Genomic DNA, 18,380 nt, shown 5'->3' with positions numbered 1-18,380 from the left:
GGCTAGCGGCCGTTGCCCTCTCGACGCTGGAACTGGCGTAGCTCTTCGCGATTCGGAGCGCCGTCTGAACCAGGTTTGCTGACAACAATGGCCGCCACTTGATTGCCCAGCCGCGTTGCCTGCTGCAGATCCATCCCGCAGGCCAGCCCGGCGATAGTACCGGCACAGTGGCTGTCTCCTGCGGCAATCGTGTCGTGAACCTGTACACGGTAGGCCGGAATATGCTGCGGTTGCGCGTCAGGTTCAACCACCCACGCGCCATCCTTATCAAACCGACAAATTGCTCGTAGCTGCCAGTCGCTGGCGAGCCGAGTGGCGTCGTCAAGCGTGGCGCCATCCCGATCGTATAAACGCGCGCATAGCACCCTAAGTTCATCGCGATTAAGGGTGAGAACGGGGCGTTTGCGCAGCAGCGCCTGAATAAAGCGAATATCCAGATCGCCCAGGCGTGGGCCAAAATCGACAAACAGCGTTTTATCTTCTGCCTGGGCAAGGAGCCACTGGCGCAGCGCTTCGCTGGCCAGTTCGTAGCCCGAGACGTAAATAATCGCGTCATTCGGCAGCGGTATTTGCGCTAATAGTTCATCAGTCCAGTGCTGTTCGCAGCCCTCAATGGTGATAAACGTCCGCTCTTTGTCGGCTTCAACAAGAGCCAGACACCAGCCGTTATCGTGGGTGGGGTGACGCAAGAGGACGGGCAAGTTTTCCAGCGCCATTTTTTGCGCAACGGCCTGCCCCCAGTCGCCATTGCCTACCGGTATGGCGTTAACGGGAAACAACTCGAGGCGCGAGAGCGCACGGGCGACGTTAAACGCGCAGCCGCCAATCTGCCGTCCGCCGTCGCGCGCGGGGACATCGCTACCGCTTTGCGGCAGCGCATCGAGATGGAGAATTATGTCGCCAAAAGCGGCGCCGATCACCACGATCGGCCGCCGCGGCGATAGCTGGTCAGCGCTGATTGTCACGGCTGTCCCCCTTTTTTGGTCCGAAGACAAGATAGAGCACCAGGCTCAGAATAAAAGAGACGAATAACCCGAGGCTGGAGTCCGCGAAAATGCCGACCGCGAAAGGTCCGTCGATAAACCCGGTTTTAGAGACCATCAACCCCGCCAGCGCGCCGACAATCCAGCAGCCCAGCGCGGTACGGTTGGCACCGCTTTCTCTGAACAAATCAGCTTCAGAATAGCCGACACGGCGGCGCATCCGATAAAAATCGACCATAAAGATGGCGGCCCAGGCGGCAAGAAATACGCCGCAGAAAATCAGAAACGCGATGAACGGCCCGAGAAAATCTTTCGAGACAAACAGCACGTAGAGGGCGATCCCCAGAACCAGCACGGCATCAATGGCTACGGCGGAACGCTGCTGCAGTTTAATTCCCATGCTTAGCAGGTTAAGGCTGGCGGAATAGAGACTCAGCACGGCGATAGTCACAACCCCGGCGGTAGCTGCAGCTAGATAGGGGATTGCCATCCATGAAGGCAGCAGTTTACCGATCGCTGAAATGGGGTTTTCGCTGGAGGCCAGATCGGGGATTTGGGCGGTGAGCAGTATTCCGGTCAGCATTAGCAGCAGCAGGGGAAGGGCTGCGCCGCTGACAACGGCGAGGAAAATCCCCTTTTCGCCGGAGTCAGGGCGCTGATCGCGGCTATAGTCGGCGCCGGCGATCGCCCAGCTGATGCCGGTGCCCGCGGCAATAATAGAGACCGCCGGTAGAAAGCCCGTCAGCCAGCTACCTGACGGCAGCGCGAGTATGGCCTGCCAGTCCGCGGTGAAGAGCAGATAAATGACGACCAGCAGCGTCATGGCGCCAAAGATGCGGGTGATCCACTTTTGCATCATCAGCACGGCATTTTGGCCGAGCACGCTAACCAGCACGGTCAGGCCGCCAAACAGAAAAAGCGACAGCGCGGTGGTGGTCAGGCTCTCTTCAAAACCCATGGCGGCAAACAGCGCAACGAGGGTGAGCGTACCGGTAATGATATTGACCGACTCCCAGCCCATCAGGTTTACCCAGCAGAAGCTGGTAGGTGCAATGTTGCCGCGCTTGCCAAAAATGACGCGTGAAAGCGTCAGCGTCGTGGTGCGGCCGATTTTTCCGGCGATACTGGTGACGCCGACCAGCGCAAAGGAGGCGACGCCCGCCACGGCGGCAAGAATCGACTGCCAGAAGGAGAGGCCGAACGATACAATGACTGCGCCGTAAACGACGCCAAGAATGCCGATGTTTGCGGCGCACCAGACGAAAAATAGCTGGATCGGTTTTTGGGTCTGGTGGACCGGGGGGACCAGATCAATCCCCAACTCCGCCATTCCGGGATCTGCTGTCTGGATATTTCCATCGTATGAAGCTTTGCTGTCCATATTGATGCCCTCTGTCAATTAAGCGAAGCGGTATCCTGCAAGCCGCTGTGCGTAAGGCGCGAAGTCTATGCTATTGGCCCGATTAATCTGTTGGATATGTTCCTCAGGAAACGCCTCTATGCCATGAAGCGCGCCGCAGATGGCGGTTGCCATCGCGCCTATCGTGTCGGTGTCGCCGCCTAAATTGGCCGCCAGCATAGCGCATTTCATAGGCTGCGTTTTTGCCAGCTCGACCAGCGCAATCGCCGCGGGGACAGACTCGATAATATCCATTCCGGCGCCGATATCCTCATAAATACGTTCAATTCCTGTCAGATGGTCGGTTTCGCTGGCGATCGTGGTCAGCGCGAGATTAATTCGGTTACCGAGAAGTGGACTAAAAGTGGACTCATACTGGCGCTGGGTTTCATTGGCGAGCGATGCCAGCTCCGTTTTAATTAACAGCCATCCGGCTCCTTCAATGGCGCGACTGATCGCCCAGGCGATAACTACCGCGCCGGCGATGGCGATATCTGATTTGTGCGTCGGCAGGCAGGAGAGGCGAACTTGCTCAATGAAAAATGCCTTATTCCGGGTCGGCAGCAGACAGCCCATGGGCGCCACGCGCATTGCCGCACCGTTGGTCACGCCGTTGGCCGCGATCTCATCGAGCGCTTGCCCCTGTTCAAGCGCCAGCAGGGAGGCCTTCGAGGTTGGGCCGAGAATATTTTTTTCAAAAGCCTGGCAGCGTCTGGCCCATAGCAGAATATGCCTGGCAATAGCCAGTGGATCGGTCACACCGTTGGTATCATTCAGGGCATCCATTAGTGCGATGCACTGATGGGTGTCATCGGTAAACTCTGCGGCGTGAAATTCGCAGGCCGCAATATTCTCTTTCGGTCCAGGAAGGAAGCGTTCAATCCAACCAAAGTGATTGATAATGCGGCGTTTAGGCCACAGTTCGGAAGGCATGCCCATCGCATCACCGATGGCTTGCCCGTAAAGACAGCCAAGGATGCGGCTTTCGGCGGTATTAGTAGGGCGAATATCAGACATCGTCGACTCCCGGAAACAAGTGAATAAAAGTTATCCTAAAAATAGATCCAGATTAAGTCCAGTTAAAGTCCTTTATGGTCATGCTGTGATCGCAGGCGCATTCTGCAAGAAAAATGCGGCGCTCAAAAGGGCGGGGAGACGTTATGATGGGGCTACTAATTCCAGTATGGATCCACTAGGATAAATCCACTGCTACTAAATTCCGGAAGGCCACGAAACGATGTCGCAACCGTTGCTTGAGTATATAAAAGGGCGTCTGAATGCAGAGGCCCCCGCGCCGCTTTATATTCAACTTAAACAAGCCATTGAAGCGGCAATGACGGAGCGGCTGCTGACGCACGGCAGTATTTTGCCCTCAGAACGTAAAATGTCGCAGACGCTTGAGCTATCGCGCGTGACGGTGGTGAAGGCGCTGGATGCCCTGCTGGAAGCCGGGCTGGTGATTAAGCGTCACGGAAAGGGTACGGAGGTCAATTTGCCGGTAAGCTATAACCTTGCCAGCGGGGGATTTTCTGCCCAGCTGCAAAATTCGGGGACGGTATCTAACCGATGGCTGGTGAGGGAAAAACTGGCGGCGGATGATTTTTTGGCTCGTGAACTGGAGATCGCCGTCGGCGATCGGGTGGCGAAAATAAAACGCGTGCGTTTAGTCGATGCGCTTCCGGTCTCCATCGAAACCATGTTTATTCCCGAGCGTTTTTTACCCCGTCCGGATCTGCTTGAAGGGTCGCTGTACGCGCACTGGGCTGAAAATAATATTTTTCCCGATCTCCAGGACTACTCACTCACGGTACATATCCCTTCCGGCGAAGAACTGAATTTGCTCGACCTGCCGCAAGGCGTGCCATTGATGAAAATTACGCTGAAAAGTCGTAATGCTCAGGGAGAGGTGCTTGAGTACGGTACTGCATTTTGCCTGAGCAATTACTTTAACTTTGATTTCCGGGTGAAACTCCAGTCTGCGTCTGGCGGCAAACCGGGCAGCGCTCACAAAAAAGACGCGTAACACCAGCATCCGGGCGATGCTGGTAGCATAGCGTTCAGGCGATCAACTGTTGCCAGGCGGCGGAGAAGGGCATCACCAGCAGTAGCGATGGCAGCATGTTCGCCGTCGGAAAAGCGCGAATCCCGCAGAGTCGAAAGCCCGTTGCCAGCATGATGATGCCGCCGCAGGCAGTAAAATCCGCGATCATTGTAGGGGTGATTAACGCCATAATAACGCTGGCGGCGAAGAAGAGGATCGCGAATACAATAAGCTGGGGCACAAAGATAACGGCGATGATGTACCCCAGCGCGGAGGCAAAAATAGCTGCGGTGAAAAAGTCGAGAATGGATTTGGTGAGCAGTATGGTCGCATCTCCTGTCATACCTTCGGTTAATGCGCCAAAAATACCGGTTCCGCTGGCGCAAAACAGGATCAGTACGGCGATAAACTGATTAGTGAAATCCTGGGGATCAATATCGGCACTGCCTTTGCCGGGAAATACTTTCTCAACGGGGCCCCGAAGCTTTATACCAGCATTTTCGATAACTTTTTCGATATGCAGCAGGCTACCGATAATGGTGCCGATGATGACAGCCAGGGCAATGGGCGGGAGATTCATCAGCTTATTGAGAAAAAACACGCCCATGCTAATAGAAATTAACCCGGCGATTAAAGGTAAGGTCTTTTTTAAATGTTCGGGAATAAATCGATTGAGTGATGCGCCAAAAATTGCGCCGACAAGTAGCGAGCCACTGCAAACAAAGATTCCTACCGGCATGATATATTCTCCATAATTGAAAGGGCCTGTTGTCAGGCCCTTTCATTAATACAGGATGGAATTATTTAATGTTAAATACGCGGCTGGCATTACCCCAGGCGATTTTATTCTTCAGTTCACTATCCATTTCCAGAGGATCGAACCAATCACAGGCCTGATGAATATCTTCATACGGATAATCGACGGAGAACATCACGCGATCCGGACCCATAATAGCTAGCGCATTTTGCAGAGAGTAGGTATTAAAATGGCCGCTGGTGGTGACGATAAAGTTATTCTGCAAATAGTGCATTAACGGTTTTTCTGCTTTGCCCAGACCGCAGCCGAAACGCTGACGATAGAGACGGTGTTGGGTGCGTGGCAGCATATGAACCAGGCCTTCGCCTAAGTGACCCAACACCAGATTCAGATTGGGATAGCGATCGAACAACCCGCTCATCATCAGGCGAATCGCATGAACCGCGGTTTCCTGGGCAAAGCCCCAGGCGGATCCGATCAGGCTTTCATAACCGGTGTAGATGCCGCGCGCCGGGCCTTCTAAGGGCTCACGCGGATGCAGATAAACGGGAACGTTCAGTTCGTTGACTTTATCCCAGAATACCAGCATTGATTCATCATCCAGGTACAGACCGTGCTCGTTATCCTTGACGTTGGTGTAACCGTTAATCAGCGCGCCTTTCATGCCCAATTTTTTTACCGCACGCTCCAGTTCTTCGGCCGCAGCTTCGGGGTTTTGTAGTGCCAGAGTAGCGAATGCGCTAAATTTATCCGGATTAGGTTTAACATAATTCTCGATGATGTAGTCGTTGGTTTCGCGCGCAAAAGATACGGCTGTGGCTTTATCCAAAATAGATTGGGCGCCAGGGGAAGTTAGAGAAAGAATAACATGGTCGATATTTCTCTGGGCCATTTCATCCAGTTGATAGCTACGATCTAATAAGCGGCGCTCAACGTCCATCATATATTCTGAACCGTTTCTTGAGGCTTCACCAGTAGAGTCCCAAAGGCTGTTGTTTTTAGGTGTTGAAACGTGTTCTTCTAACGCGATTTTTCCACGCATACTCTATTCCTCTATTTGGTTTTAATATGACCTGATGCGAGGAGAATAGGATTTTTTACGTACTGGCAGCAATAAACAGAATGCAATACAGGGTATCAGAAAAGCTAATACAGCATGACCTCCGGGAGCCGGAAAATTAATAGGGAATTTTGCTACTGCCGGTTGTGGGTAAGTTTACGATCAGCGACCGCAACCAGATGTGCCCGGGATCGCGGTGCAGACGCTGATGCCAGACCTGGCGAATAGCAATTTCCGGCAGCGAAAATGGCAGCGGCCAGCTGCAGCAGGGATAGCGAGTAATAATATGATTTGCCAGCTGCTCGGGGACGACGGCAATCAATTCACTGCCCGCAACCAGCTCGCCTGCGCCTAAAAAGCTGGGAAGAGTGAGGGCGATGCGTCGCGGCATACCGTATTCGTTAAGTAATCTATCGATATCGCCATGCCCGGTCCCGTTGACGTGAACGGCCAGATGCTTTTCCTGGCGCCAGTTCTCGGCGGTAAACGCGGCTCGGATCCGCGGATGGTTTTCTGCTGTCAGGCATACGTAGGATTGATCAAACAGGCGCTGCTGGTAAATGTTATCCGGTAGCTGCCTAAGATAGCCTATAGCTAAATCGCACTTCCCAGACTCAAGCGCACCCAGCGTTTGATCATCGATATTCAGCACCGAAATAGTAATGCCTTCGGCGTTAAGCTGCTGTAGCTGTGCCTGCAACGGCGGCAACAACGTCATCTGGCTGATATCAGTCATGCCGATAGTGAAATTACGTGTGCTGGCTTGGGGGTTAAATTCAGGGTTGCCAGGGAGCTGGTTATCGACCAGTTGAAGAATAGTAAAAACGGTCTGAGCAATATCATCTGCGCGCGGCGTGGGCACCATACGCTGTCCGATTCGCACAAACAGGGGATCGTCGAAATGCTCGCGAAGTTTTTTCAACAATAAGCTGCCGGTCGGCTGGCTGATATTAAGCGCTTCGGCGGCGGGAGAGACATTGCCCAGACGGAAGAGGGCGGAAAAAAAACGCAGCGATTTGAAGTCCAGTTCTTCTCGCATGGTATCCCCCTGATTGGGCTATATTGCTGCGCTATCCTCGATAATCTGCAGCGGCCAGTGAACGTAGCTCTGCCACTGGCACTCTTGCTCGACCATTTCCCGACCAAGAGGATGGTTTTCCAGCCATCCCTGCGGCAGGGTCAGCGTCAGGCACTCATCTTCAGCGGCCAGCGTCATCATCGGCAGCAGATCGTCGCGTCGGCGGTTGGCAAATAAAATAGCTAGGCGCAGCAGACGGCACATATGCTCAGCGACTCTCGGCGGCACCGCGTTCTGTTGATGAATGGAAGAAAGATCGACGGCGTTGGTTTGGTTTAACAGCAACGTCGCCAGCAGCTTCTTTTGCGCGGGGGTAAAGCCGGGCAGGTCCAGGTTGCGCACCAGCCACGCGGCGTGCAGCGGCGCCTGTTTGTACTCTACGCTCAAACCGATTTCATGCAACTGGCAGGCGCTTTGCAGCAAATCAAAGCATAACGGCTCAATTTCCCAGCTCTTTTCTACCTGATGAGCGAAATGGGCGGCTAACTGAGCAACGCGCTGTGCCTGCTCGGTATCTACCAAAAACCGGCGCTGAATATTGCGTAACGTACGGCTGCGAATATCCTGATCGACCGACAGATGCAGCATGCCGTAAACGAGGCCTTCGCGCAGCGCCCCGCCCGCGAGAGTCATGCACTGAATATTGAGCTCGCTGAAAATGGCAATCAGAATAGCCAGGCCACTAGGAAAGACGAGCGCGCGTTCAAGCGTCAGGCCTTCAATTTCGAGCTCTTCCAGACGTCCGCACTGAATCGCGCGCTGTTTGAGCTGTTGTAGCTTGGCTAAGGTGATGCGTTCATCCATCCCCTGCGCCATCATGATTTCCTGTAACGCCTGCACGGTGCCGGATGCGCCGACGCACACTTTCCAACCGTGGTAGCGCAGAACATCGGCGACGGGGCGCAGCACTTCACGCGCAGCGGTTTCGGCCTGGCTAAAGTTCTCTTTGGTCAGGCTGCGATCGGCAAAGTAGCGTTCCAGCCAGGTCACACAGCCCATCGACAGGCTGAAAAGCGAGGTCGTTTGCGCACCGGTGCCGGTAACCAGTTCGGTACTGGCGCCGCCAATATCCACGACCAGACGCTGATCTGCACCGCCGGTAGTATGGGCCACACCCTGATAAATCAGGCGTGCTTCCTCTTCACCGCTGATAACCTGCACCGGGCAGCCGAGAATGTCCCGCGCTTTCTCCAGAAACTCGCCGGCGTTAACCGCCAGCCGCAGCGTCGCGGTAGCCACCACGCGGGTTTGCGCCGGAGGAATATCCTGCAAACGCTCGGCAAACAGGCGTAAACATTGCCAGCCGCGTTCCATAGCTTCCGCAGAGAGCGTGTTGTCGCTGTTCAGGCCTGCGGCCAGACGTACTTTGCGTTTGATGCGACTCAGGGTCTGGATGCTTCCGGCCACCTCGCGTACAACCAGCATATGAAAGCTATTAGATCCCAGATCGATAGCGGCATAGAGCGAGGTGGAACTCATACACTTCATCTTTCAAACTGCCTCTGTGTTGGCTGCGTTCTCTGTACCCGAATCGCTGACCAGCGTCAGCTTGTTGCGATTCGCTTTCTTGCGGCCTTGATGCTGCTTGAACGATTTTGTGTATGGCATATTTCTTTAACCTGAACGACGACGATTACGTGGCGGACCGTTGCGGCGCGGGCCGTTGCCCGGACGCGGGCGCGTGAGGCGCAGCGGCTTAGGCAGGTCAGTCATGAGCGCGTCCGAATTGTATTTGCTCACCGGAATCGAATGACCAATATAGGTTTCAATCGCCGGAAGGTTCAGCGCGTACTCTTCACAGGCCAGGCTGATGGAGTGACCGCTGGCGCCAGCGCGGCCGGTACGGCCAATACGGTGAACGTAGTCTTCGCAATCGTCCGGCAGATCGTAGTTAAAGACGTGCGTCACGGCTGGAATATGCAGACCGCGAGCAGCTACGTCGGTTGCGACCAGAATATCGATTTCGCCGCGGGTAAATTCGTCAAGAATACGCAGACGTTTTTTCTGCGCGACGTCGCCGGTTAACAGGCCAACGCGATGGCCGTCCGCCGCCAGGTGACCCCAGATATCTTCACAGCGATGCTTGGTATTGGCGAAAATAATCGCGCGATCGGGCCACTCTTCTTCCAGCAGCGTCTGCAGCAGGCGCATTTTTTCTTCATTGGAAGGGTAGAACAGTTCTTCTTTAATTCGGTGGCCGGTTTTCTGCTCTGGCTCAACTTCAACGTACTCGGCGTTGTTCATTTGTTCGAACGCCAGTTCACGTACGCGATAAGAAAGGGTGGCGGAGAAAAGCATGTTCAGGCGCTGATTCGCGGGCGGCATACGGCGGAACAGCCAACGAATATCTTTAATAAAGCCGAGATCGTACATGCGATCGGCTTCGTCGAGCACGACAACCTGAATAGCGCCGAGGTTAATATGGTTCTGTTTAGCGTAATCGATAAGGCGACCGGTGGTACCGATCAGAATATCCACGCCGCTTTCCAGCACTTTCAGCTGCTTATCGTAGCCGTCGCCGCCGTACGCGAGTCCCAGCTTCAGACCGGTCGCCTGCGCCAGTGGTTCAGCGTCGGCATGGATCTGTACCGCCAGTTCACGCGTCGGCGCCATGATTAGCGCCCGCGGCTGATTGACCTGACGGTCAGCGATAGCCGGGTGTGTGAGAAGATAATGAAACGTTGACGTCAGAAACGCCATCGTTTTACCGGTACCGGTTTGCGCCTGCCCGGCGACATCGCGACCTTCCAGCGTTAGCGGGAGAGCGAGGGCCTGAATGGGTGTACAATTATGAAACCCTTTCTTTTCAAGGGCTTCAATCACTGCCGGGTGCAGGGCGAAGTCGGAAAACTTCTGTTCTGTTAAATGTGTTTTGCTCATAGTGTGGTAGAATATCAGCTAACTATTGCATTAAGAAAGCGTATCCGGTGAAATAACGTCAACCTTTCGTTGGCTATGTATGAAATTATTCAAGGTGCGTCTGCGGCAACTGAACGAATCTTCGAAAGCTTAGACTACTAAGCAAGGCGAGGGTGACAAATCTGCGATAAGCCGGTTTGAACGCTGGTTGCTTTAACTTCTGTGGGACAAAGTTCATGATGGACATTGTGACGCAGAGCGTTATAAAAGAGGCATTCTGAAGAACAGCGTGCATAACGTAGCATTGACACGTCGTTGATGACTGCGACACCAACACACCAGGCTTATTCCTGTGGAGTTAAATATGAGCGATAAAATTATTCACCTGACTGACGACAGTTTTGACACGGACGTACTCAAGGCTGACGGGCTAACCCTCGTCGATTTCTGGGCAGAGTGGTGTGGTCCGTGCAAAATGATCGCCCCGATTCTGGATGAGATCGCTGAAGAGTATCAGGGCAAACTGACCATTGCGAAGCTGAACATCGATCAGAACCCGGGTACTGCGCCGAAATACGGCATTCGCGGCATCCCGACCCTGCTGCTGTTCAAAAATGGTGAAGTTGCAGCGACTAAAGTCGGCGCGCTGTCTAAAGGCCAGCTGAAAGAGTTCCTTGACGCCAACCTGGCGTAAGCGGCTTGCTGTTCCGGCGTCCAGGCTCCTATTTTTTGCGGATCTCTGGACGCCCGGCGAGAGTCGTGCTAAGTTAATCCCAGACTTCGTTTTAAACATACCTTTGTTTGAATCTTGTTTTACCCAAAGCGTCCCGCAAAAATGCGCGTGAGGCTTATAATCCGGGCTTATCACTCATTCCGTTTAGTCGTTTCAGTTCTGCGTTCTTTCCTGTGACCAGGCAACGTACAGACACGAGATGAAGGCCGTTAACAGGCATGGATGTTCCTGCCATACCATTCACAACATTAAGTTCGAGAATTACCCCGAGTTTAAGAACCCACACCATTATGAATCTTACCGAATTAAAGAATACGCCGGTTTCTGAGCTGATTACTCTCGGCGAAAATATGGGGCTGGAAAACCTGGCCCGTATGCGTAAGCAGGATATTATTTTTGCCATCCTCAAGCAGCATTCGAAGAGTGGCGAAGATATCTTTGGCGATGGCGTACTGGAGATACTGCAGGATGGATTTGGTTTCCTCCGTTCAGCAGACAGCTCCTACCTCGCCGGTCCCGACGACATCTACGTATCTCCCAGCCAAATCCGCCGCTTCAACCTCCGCACTGGTGACACCATTTCCGGTAAGATTCGTCCTCCTAAAGAGGGTGAGCGTTACTTTGCGTTGTTGAAAGTTAACGAAGTTAACTACGATAAGCCGGAAAACGCCCGTAACAAGATTCTGTTTGAGAACTTAACCCCGCTGCACGCAAATTCACGTCTGCGTATGGAACGCGGTAATGGCTCAACGGAAGACTTAACCGCTCGCGTGCTGGATCTGGCATCGCCGATCGGCCGCGGTCAGCGTGGTCTGATTGTTGCGCCGCCGAAGGCGGGTAAAACCATGCTGCTGCAGAATATTGCGCAGAGCATTGCGTACAACCATCCTGATTGCGTGCTGATGGTACTGCTGATCGACGAACGTCCGGAAGAAGTGACCGAGATGCAGCGTCTGGTTAAAGGCGAAGTGGTTGCTTCTACCTTTGACGAACCGGCCTCTCGCCACGTTCAGGTTGCCGAAATGGTTATCGAGAAGGCGAAGCGTCTGGTTGAACACAAGAAAGACGTTATCATCCTCCTCGACTCGATTACCCGTCTGGCGCGCGCCTACAACACCGTAGTTCCGGCTTCCGGTAAAGTGTTGACCGGTGGTGTGGACGCCAACGCCCTGCATCGTCCGAAGCGTTTCTTCGGCGCCGCGCGTAACGTGGAAGAGGGCGGTAGCCTGACCATCATCGCAACAGCGCTGATCGATACCGGTTCTAAAATGGACGAAGTTATCTACGAAGAGTTTAAAGGCACCGGTAACATGGAGCTTCACCTCTCACGTAAGATCGCTGAGAAACGCGTCTTCCCGGCTATCGACTACAACCGTTCCGGTACCCGTAAAGAAGAGCTGCTCACCACTCAGGAAGAGCTGCAGAAGATGTGGATCCTGCGTAAAATCATTCACCCGATGGGTGAAATCGACGCGATGGAATTCCTCATCAATAAACTGGCGATGACCAAAACTAACGACGACTTCTTCGATATGATGAAGCGCTCGTAAGTTAAAAAAGCCAGAGAACGCCACGCTATTGCGTGGCGTTTTGTTTTCCGGGTTTGTATGATCCAGGAAGGGAAAACAAAATGGGCGTTAACGTATGATGTGCGCAGCAGGATGGCAGGCAGAGACAGCTTTAACAGTCTAAAATTTCTACAATAAATTTGTAATGTTCTGCTTTGCCCCTTCTGGAGTTGAGGCATCGTCGTTATACTTCCCGGATTAACTATGCTGAGAGCACATGCGTTGTGAATTTACTCACTGCTATTACTGAATTAATCAGTATTTTCTTATTCACCACCCTGTTTATATTTGTCGCCCGCAAGGCGGCAAAAAGAGTTGGGCTCGTGGATAAACCTAACTATCGTAAACGGCATCAGGGTTTGATTCCGTTAGTCGGTGGTATTTCAGTTTTCGCAGGTATTTGTTTTACGTTTGCCATCGCCGATTATTACATTCCCCACGCAAAGTTATACCTGGGGTGTGCCGGGGTGCTTGTGCTGGTCGGCGCGTTAGACGACCGCTTTGATATCAGCGTAAAAATTCGCGCGGTAATTCAGGCCGCCATCGCCGTCATTATGATGATGGTGGGAAATCTTCATCTAAGTAGCCTCGGCTTTATATTTGGCTCATGGGAGCTGGTGCTCGGCCCCTTTGGCTTCTTCCTCACGCTTTTCGCCGTTTGGGCCGCGATCAACGCCTTCAATATGGTTGATGGCATCGATGGACTGCTGGGCGGCCTCTCCTCCGTCTCTTTTGCGGCAACCGGTATCATTCTGTGGTTTGATGGCCAGTACAGCCTGGCAATGTGGTGTTTTGCGATGATTGCCGCCATTTTGCCCTATATTTTACTAAACCTCGGGGCGCTTGGCCGTCGCTATAAAGTCTTTATGGGTGACGCCGGCAGCACCATGATTGGCTTCACTATCATCTGGATCCTGCTGGAGACCACGCAGGGAAAGACGCATCCCATTAGCCCTGTCACTGCGCTATGGATTATTGCGATCCCGTTGATGGATATGGTGGCGATTATGTACCGCCGCCTGCGTAAAGGAATGAGTCCGTTCTCCCCGGACCGTCAGCATATTCATCACTTGATCATGCGCGCCGGGTTTACTTCCCGCCAGGCATTCGTGCTGATCACCCTGGCCGCCGCGCTGCTGGCGCTGGTTGGTGTGGCAGCGGAATACACCCGTATTGTTCCTGAATGGGTGATGTTAATACTCTTTTTGGTGGCCTTCTTTCTTTATGGCTACTGTATTAAACGCGCCTGGAAAGTGGCGCGCATGGTTAAGCGCATTAGACGCAGAATACGGCGACACAGCGGCAATAATCCAAATTAACCAAGTCAATCTGGGGACGTGATGACTCAACCATTACCGGGAGCACAAACAGTGAACGTTGAGAATGAGCTGGATATTCGCGGGCTGTTTCGCGCCCTGTGGGCAGGAAAAAGCTGGATAGCAGGTTTCGCGGTGCTCTTTGCACTGATTGTTCTGGTCTATACCTTCTTTGCTCGCCAGGAGTGGAGCGCGACGGCAATTACCGACCGGCCGACGGTGAACATGCTGGGCGGGTACTATTCGCAACAGCAGTTTTTACGCAATCTCGATATCAAGGCCAATCTCGTCTCGGTCGATCAACCTTCGGTAATGGATGAAGCGTATAAAGAGTTCATTATGCAGCAGGCGTCATGGGATACCCGCCGCGATTTCTGGCTGCAAACGGACTACTACAAGCAGCGCCAATCGGGTAACGCCCGCGCCGATGCCGCTTTGCTGGACGATCTGATTAACGACATTCAGTTTATGCCTGGCGATGCGCTCAAAAGCGTTAACGACAGCGTGAAGCTGACGGCGGAAACCGCCCCGGATGCCAATAATCTGCTGCGTCAGTATGTCGCCTTCGCCAGCCAGCGCGCGGCGGGTCACCTGAATGACGAGCTTAAGGGCGCCTGGGCCGCGCGAACCGTGCAGATGAAAGCGCAGGTTAAGCGCCAGGAAGAGGTGGCGCGCGAAATTTTCAATCGCCGCATGCATAGCGTGGAGCAGGCGCTGAAAGTCGCCCAGCAACACAATATTTCCCGCAGCGAAACCGATATTCCACCAGACCAGCTGCCGGATTCCGAACTGTTTTTACTGGGCCGGCCGATGCTGCAGGCCCGTCTGGAAAATCTGCAGGCGGTCGGGCCGCAGTACGATCTTGATTATGACCAAAGCCGAGCCATGTTAACGACGTTAAACGTGGGACCGACCCTGGACCCGCGTTTTCAGACTTACAGGTATTTGCGAACGCCTGAAGAACCGGTAAAACGCGATAGCCCGCGCCGCGCGTTTCTGATGGTGATGTGGGGGATTGTGGGCGCGCTCATCGGCGCAGGCGTTGCGTTAACGCGTCGCCGTGTCCAGTGAATGCGACCTGTGGTGAAGGACATCCAGCCTTCATCGCCTAATCGAAGAGAATCGATGTGAAAGTACTAACGGTATTTGGCACGAGACCAGAAGCCATCAAAATGGCGCCTCTGGTTCATGCGCTGGCAAGGGATCCTCATTTTGAGGCGAAAGTTTGCGTGACCGCGCAGCATCGGGAGATGCTCGATCAGGTGTTGAAACTTTTTTCTATTGTTCCGGACTACGACCTTAACATCATGCAGCCGGGTCAGGGGTTGACGGAGATTACCTGCCGCATCCTTGAGGGCTTAAAGCCGGTGCTGGAGTCGTTTAAGCCAGATGTGGTGCTGGTGCATGGCGATACCACCACGACGATGGCGGCAAGCCTTGCCGCTTTCTATCAGCGCATTCCGGTGGGGCACGTGGAAGCCGGACTGCGCACGGGCGATCTGAGCTCGCCGTGGCCGGAAGAGGGGAACCGCACGTTGACCGGGCATCTGGCAACGTACCATTTTGCGCCGACGGAAACCTCGCGGCAGAACCTGCTGCGGGAAAATATTGCCGATAATCGGATCACGATAACCGGCAATACGGTTATTGATGCGCTGTTTTGGGTGCGCGATCGGGTACTGAGCGATGAAGCGCTGCGTAACGAGCTGACTCAGCGTTATCCTTTTCTCGCCAACGGTAAGAAGATGATTCTGGTCACCGGGCATCGTCGGGAAAGCTTTGGCCGCGGTTTTGAGCAAATCTGCCACGCGCTGGCAGAGATCGCTGCCAATAACCCAGACGTACAGATTGTCTATCCGGTGCATCTGAACCCGAACGTCAGCGAACCGGTTAACCGTATTCTCGGCCACGTTGAGAACGTCATGCTTATTGAGCCGCAGGATTATCTGCCGTTCGTCTGGCTGATGAATCGCGCGTGGTTGATTCTGACCGATTCCGGCGGTATCCAGGAAGAGGCGCCATCGCTCGGCAAACCGGTGCTGGTAATGCGCGAAATGACCGAGCGTCCGGAAGCGGTCAGCGCGGGAACCGTATGCCTGGTGGGTACCGACAGCCAGCGCATCGTCAATGAAGTCACGCGCTTGCTGCATGATGAGTCCGCCTGGCAGGCCATGAGCCGGGCGCATAACCCGTACGGCGATGGACAAGCGTGTCATCGTATTTTGTCTGCACTTAAAAATAATCAGGTAACGCTATGAATTTTTCTACCATTTCAGTGATTGGCCTTGGATATATTGGCCTGCCAACCGCTGCCGCGTTCGCCTCCCGGCAAAAGCGGGTGGTCGGCGTTGATGTCAATCAACACGCCGTGGAGACCATTAACCGTGGTGAAATTCATATCGTGGAGCCGGATCTGGCGAGCGTCGTTAAAACGGCGGTCGAGCAGGGCTATCTGAGCGCCACCACCGCGCCAGTAGAAGCTGACGCCTATCTGATTGCGGTGCCGACGCCGTTTAAAGACCTGCACGAACCGGATATGGTTTTCGTCGAGTCGGCGGCTAAATCTATCGCGCCGACGCTGAAGAAAGGTTCGCTGGTTATCCTCGAGTCCACTTCGCCGGTAGGTTCAACCGAACAGATGGCGGACTGGCTGGCGGAAATGCGCCCCGATTTGAGCTTCCCGCAGCAGGCTGGCGAAGCGGCGGACGTGAATATCGCCTACTGCCCGGAGCGCGTTTTGCCGGGTCAGGTCATGGTTGAGCTGATCAAAAACGATCGCGTGATCGGGGGTATGTCGCCGGTTTGCTCAGCCCGCGCCAGCGAGCTGTATAAAATTTTCCTCGAAGGCGAATGTGTGGTGACTAACTCTCGCACCGCCGAAATGTGCAAGCTGACAGAAAACAGCTTCCGCGACGTTAATATCGCTTTTGCCAATGAACTTTCGCTGATTTGCGCCGATCAGGGGATTAACGTCTGGGAACTGATTCGCCTGGCGAATCGCCATCCGCGCGTGAACATTCTCCAGCCCGGTCCGGGCGTTGGCGGTCACTGCATCGCGGTCGACCCGTGGTTTATCGTGGCGCAAAACCCGCAGCAGGCGCGGCTTATCCGTACCGCGCGTGAAGTTAACGACCATAAACCAGAGTGGGTGATCGATGAAGTTAAAGCGCGGGTCGCCGACTGCCTTGCCGCCAGCAACAAACGCGCCAGCGAGATAAAAATCGCCTGCTTTGGCCTGGCGTTTAAGCCGAATATTGATGATCTGCGCGAAAGCCCGGCCATGGCCATTGCCGCACAAATCGCCCGCTGGCACGGCGGCGAAACCCTGGTTGTTGAGCCGAATATCCACCAGTTGCCGAAGAAGCTTGATGGCCTGTGCGCTCTGGCGTTGCTCGACGAAGCGCTGGCGAGCGCCGATGTGCTGGTGATGCTGGTCGATCATAAAGAATTTAAAGCGATTAGCGGGGATAGCGTCAGCCAGCAGTTTATCGTCGATACCAAAGGGGTATGGCGGTGAGAACGATTCTGGTCACCGGCGGCGCCGGTTTTATCGGTTCTGCGGTGGTGCGTGAAATCATCACTGCAACCAGCGATAACGTGGTGGTGGTTGATAAGCTGACCTACGCGGGGAATCTGATGTCGCTGGCGCCTGTCGCCGGGGATCCGCGTTTTGCTTTTGAACAGGTGGATATCTGCGATCGCGCTGAACTGGACCGGGTATTTCGCCACTATCAGCCCGATACGGTGATGCATCTGGCCGCTGAAAGCCACGTTGACCGCTCTATTGACGGCCCGGCGGCGTTTATCGAAACCAACATTGTCGGTACCTGGACGCTGCTGGAAGCGGCCAGGGCCTGGTGGAATACGCTGGCGAACGATAAAAAATCCGCCTTTCGTTTCCACCACATCTCAACGGATGAGGTCTATGGCGATCTGCACGACAGCGGCGCGTTTTTTACCGAAACCACGCCCTATGCGCCCAGCAGCCCCTATTCGGCGTCGAAAGCCAGCAGCGATCATCTGGTGCGCGCCTGGAAGAGAACCTATGGCCTGCCAACGCTGGTCACCAACTGCTCGAATAACTACGGACCGTATCATTTCCCGGAAAAACTGATCCCGCTGACTATCCTGAACGCGCTGGCGGGTAAACCGCTGCCGGTTTATGGCAACGGGCAGCAGATCCGCGACTGGTTGTACGTTGAAGATCACGCCAGGGCGCTCTATCGGGTGGCAACGAGCGGTGAGCCGGGCGAAACTTACAATATCGGCGGCCATAACGAGCGGAAAAATATCGAGGTAGTGGAAACCATTTGCGATCTGCTGGAAGAGCTGGCGCCGCGCAAACCGGAAGGCCTTGCGCGCTATCGCGATCTCATCACCTTTGTTGCCGATCGTCCCGGCCACGACCTGCGCTACGCTATTGATGCGGCGAAAATAGCGCGTGAACTGGGCTGGACGCCGGCCGAAACGTTCACCAGCGGGATGCGCAAAACCGTTGCGTGGTACCTGGCTAATGAAGCCTGGTGGCAGCAGGTGCTGGACGGCAGCTATCAGGGTGAACGCCTGGGGCTGCAAGCCTGAGCGCT

At 54.2% G+C, this 18,380-nt stretch carries 16 protein-coding genes; 8 read left to right on the top strand and 8 right to left on the bottom strand.

Translation table 11 applies throughout. The features are described from left to right. Positions 1 to 2 precede the first annotated feature (2 nt). From KO1_RS24355 to KO1_RS24345, 3 genes are read right to left on the bottom strand one after another with little or no spacing between them, the layout of a single operon-like run. Positions 3 to 965 carry a PfkB family carbohydrate kinase gene (locus KO1_RS24355; protein ID WP_023329096.1) on the bottom strand — a complete coding sequence of 321 codons (963 nt, stop codon included), beginning with the start codon at positions 963 to 965 and terminating at the stop codon, positions 3 to 5. Continuing rightward, positions 949 to 2,364: a purine-cytosine permease family protein gene (locus KO1_RS24350; RefSeq protein WP_016808202.1), complete on the bottom strand. Its 1,416-nt coding sequence runs from the start codon at positions 2,362 to 2,364 to the stop codon at positions 949 to 951. The genes KO1_RS24355 and KO1_RS24350 overlap by 17 nt, the downstream gene beginning before the upstream one ends. 18 nt (positions 2,365 to 2,382) lie before the next feature. Next, entirely contained in the window at positions 2,383 to 3,399 is a 1,017-nt protein-coding gene (locus KO1_RS24345) for an ADP-ribosylglycohydrolase family protein (RefSeq protein WP_004107627.1), read from the bottom strand. Positions 3,400 to 3,619: 220 nt separating this feature from the next. Here KO1_RS24345 and KO1_RS24340 point away from each other — a divergent pair, with 220 nt between their 5' ends. Continuing rightward, the gene (locus tag KO1_RS24340; protein WP_004107628.1) at positions 3,620 to 4,405 is read left to right on the top strand and encodes a GntR family transcriptional regulator; all 786 of its coding nucleotides are present in this window, start codon (positions 3,620 to 3,622) and stop codon (positions 4,403 to 4,405) included. A gap of 34 nt (positions 4,406 to 4,439) precedes the next feature. Here KO1_RS24340 and KO1_RS24335 read toward each other — a convergent pair whose 3' ends face one another. The 5 genes from KO1_RS24335 to rhlB all read right to left on the bottom strand — a co-directional run bounded on the left by KO1_RS24335 (position 4,440) and on the right by rhlB (position 10,198). Continuing rightward, the gene (locus KO1_RS24335; protein WP_024274878.1) at positions 4,440 to 5,162 is read right to left on the bottom strand and encodes a DUF554 domain-containing protein; all 723 of its coding nucleotides are present in this window, start codon (positions 5,160 to 5,162) and stop codon (positions 4,440 to 4,442) included. Between the two features lie 61 nt (positions 5,163 to 5,223). Continuing rightward, positions 5,224 to 6,222, bottom strand: a complete 999-nt coding sequence (locus tag KO1_RS24330) for an amidohydrolase family protein (protein ID WP_004116967.1) — start codon at positions 6,220 to 6,222, stop codon at positions 5,224 to 5,226. A 136-nt stretch (positions 6,223 to 6,358) separates the two neighbouring features. After that, positions 6,359 to 7,279: a LysR family transcriptional regulator gene (locus KO1_RS24325; RefSeq protein ID WP_016808204.1), complete on the bottom strand. Its 921-nt coding sequence runs from the start codon at positions 7,277 to 7,279 to the stop codon at positions 6,359 to 6,361. 18 nt (positions 7,280 to 7,297) lie between these two features. Then, positions 7,298 to 8,806 (bottom strand): guanosine-5'-triphosphate,3'-diphosphate diphosphatase, encoded by a 1,509-nt coding sequence (gppA, locus tag KO1_RS24320; protein ID WP_163470876.1) that lies wholly within the window; start codon positions 8,804 to 8,806, stop codon positions 7,298 to 7,300. 126 nt (positions 8,807 to 8,932) lie between these two features. Beyond that, complete coding sequence (rhlB, locus tag KO1_RS24315) at positions 8,933 to 10,198, bottom strand: ATP-dependent RNA helicase RhlB (RefSeq protein WP_024274880.1); 1,266 nt, start codon at positions 10,196 to 10,198, stop codon at positions 8,933 to 8,935. 343 nt (positions 10,199 to 10,541) lie between these two features. Between rhlB and trxA the strand changes: the two genes are divergently transcribed. From trxA to rffG, 7 genes are all read left to right on the top strand, one after another. Continuing rightward, positions 10,542 to 10,871, top strand: a complete 330-nt coding sequence (gene trxA, locus KO1_RS24310; RefSeq protein WP_004097507.1) for a thioredoxin TrxA — start codon at positions 10,542 to 10,544, stop codon at positions 10,869 to 10,871. A gap of 329 nt (positions 10,872 to 11,200) precedes the next feature. Further along, positions 11,201 to 12,460, top strand: coding sequence for a transcription termination factor Rho (rho, locus tag KO1_RS24305; protein WP_002883293.1), 1,260 nt, complete (start codon positions 11,201 to 11,203; stop codon positions 12,458 to 12,460). A 242-nt stretch (positions 12,461 to 12,702) separates the two neighbouring features. After that, complete coding sequence (wecA, locus tag KO1_RS24300; protein WP_004107647.1) at positions 12,703 to 13,797, top strand: UDP-N-acetylglucosamine--undecaprenyl-phosphate N-acetylglucosaminephosphotransferase; 1,095 nt, start codon at positions 12,703 to 12,705, stop codon at positions 13,795 to 13,797. A gap of 21 nt (positions 13,798 to 13,818) precedes the next feature. Next, positions 13,819 to 14,865 (top strand): ECA polysaccharide chain length modulation protein, encoded by a 1,047-nt coding sequence (wzzE, locus tag KO1_RS24295; protein WP_024274881.1) that lies wholly within the window; start codon positions 13,819 to 13,821, stop codon positions 14,863 to 14,865. Between the two features lie 56 nt (positions 14,866 to 14,921). Next, positions 14,922 to 16,052 carry a non-hydrolyzing UDP-N-acetylglucosamine 2-epimerase gene (gene wecB / locus KO1_RS24290; RefSeq protein WP_004107651.1) on the top strand — a complete coding sequence of 377 codons (1,131 nt, stop codon included), beginning with the start codon at positions 14,922 to 14,924 and terminating at the stop codon, positions 16,050 to 16,052. Further along, the gene (gene wecC / locus KO1_RS24285) at positions 16,049 to 17,311 is read left to right on the top strand and encodes a UDP-N-acetyl-D-mannosamine dehydrogenase (RefSeq protein ID WP_004116973.1); all 1,263 of its coding nucleotides are present in this window, start codon (positions 16,049 to 16,051) and stop codon (positions 17,309 to 17,311) included. Before wecB ends, wecC begins: the two co-directional genes overlap by 4 nt. After that, positions 17,308 to 18,375, top strand: a complete 1,068-nt coding sequence (rffG, locus tag KO1_RS24280; RefSeq protein ID WP_004116976.1) for a dTDP-glucose 4,6-dehydratase — start codon at positions 17,308 to 17,310, stop codon at positions 18,373 to 18,375. The genes wecC and rffG overlap by 4 nt, the downstream gene beginning before the upstream one ends. The last annotated feature ends 5 nt before the right edge of the window (positions 18,376 to 18,380 follow it).

The sequence above is a fragment of the Klebsiella oxytoca NBRC 105695 genome (assembly GCF_001598695.1).
Taxonomy (GTDB): Bacteria; Pseudomonadota; Gammaproteobacteria; order Enterobacterales; family Enterobacteriaceae; genus Klebsiella; species Klebsiella oxytoca.
Note: the sequence above shows the minus strand (reverse complement) of the source record. Positions and strands in the feature narration are given on the sequence as shown.

Bases quoted from the DNA above. Each gene is read 5' to 3' on its own strand.
- wecC (WP_004116973.1), top strand. From the start codon at position 16,049: ATGAATTTTTCTACCATTTCAGTGATTGGCCTTGGATATATTGGCCTG.
- trxA (WP_004097507.1), top strand. From the start codon at position 10,542: ATGAGCGATAAAATTATTCACCTGACTGACGACAGTTTTGACACGGAC.
- KO1_RS24345 (WP_004107627.1), bottom strand. From the start codon at position 3,399: ATGTCTGATATTCGCCCTACTAATACCGCCGAAAGCCGCATCCTTGGC.
- KO1_RS24335 (WP_024274878.1), bottom strand. From the start codon at position 5,162: ATGCCGGTAGGAATCTTTGTTTGCAGTGGCTCGCTACTTGTCGGCGCA.
- rhlB (WP_024274880.1), bottom strand. From the start codon at position 10,198: ATGAGCAAAACACATTTAACAGAACAGAAGTTTTCCGACTTCGCCCTG.
- wzzE (WP_024274881.1), top strand. From the start codon at position 13,819: ATGACTCAACCATTACCGGGAGCACAAACAGTGAACGTTGAGAATGAG.
- KO1_RS24350 (WP_016808202.1), bottom strand. From the start codon at position 2,364: ATGGACAGCAAAGCTTCATACGATGGAAATATCCAGACAGCAGATCCC.
- rho (WP_002883293.1), top strand. From the start codon at position 11,201: ATGAATCTTACCGAATTAAAGAATACGCCGGTTTCTGAGCTGATTACT.
- KO1_RS24340 (WP_004107628.1), top strand. From the start codon at position 3,620: ATGTCGCAACCGTTGCTTGAGTATATAAAAGGGCGTCTGAATGCAGAG.
- KO1_RS24325 (WP_016808204.1), bottom strand. From the start codon at position 7,279: ATGCGAGAAGAACTGGACTTCAAATCGCTGCGTTTTTTTTCCGCCCTC.
- gppA (WP_163470876.1), bottom strand. From the start codon at position 8,806: ATGAAGTGTATGAGTTCCACCTCGCTCTATGCCGCTATCGATCTGGGA.
- KO1_RS24330 (WP_004116967.1), bottom strand. From the start codon at position 6,222: ATGCGTGGAAAAATCGCGTTAGAAGAACACGTTTCAACACCTAAAAAC.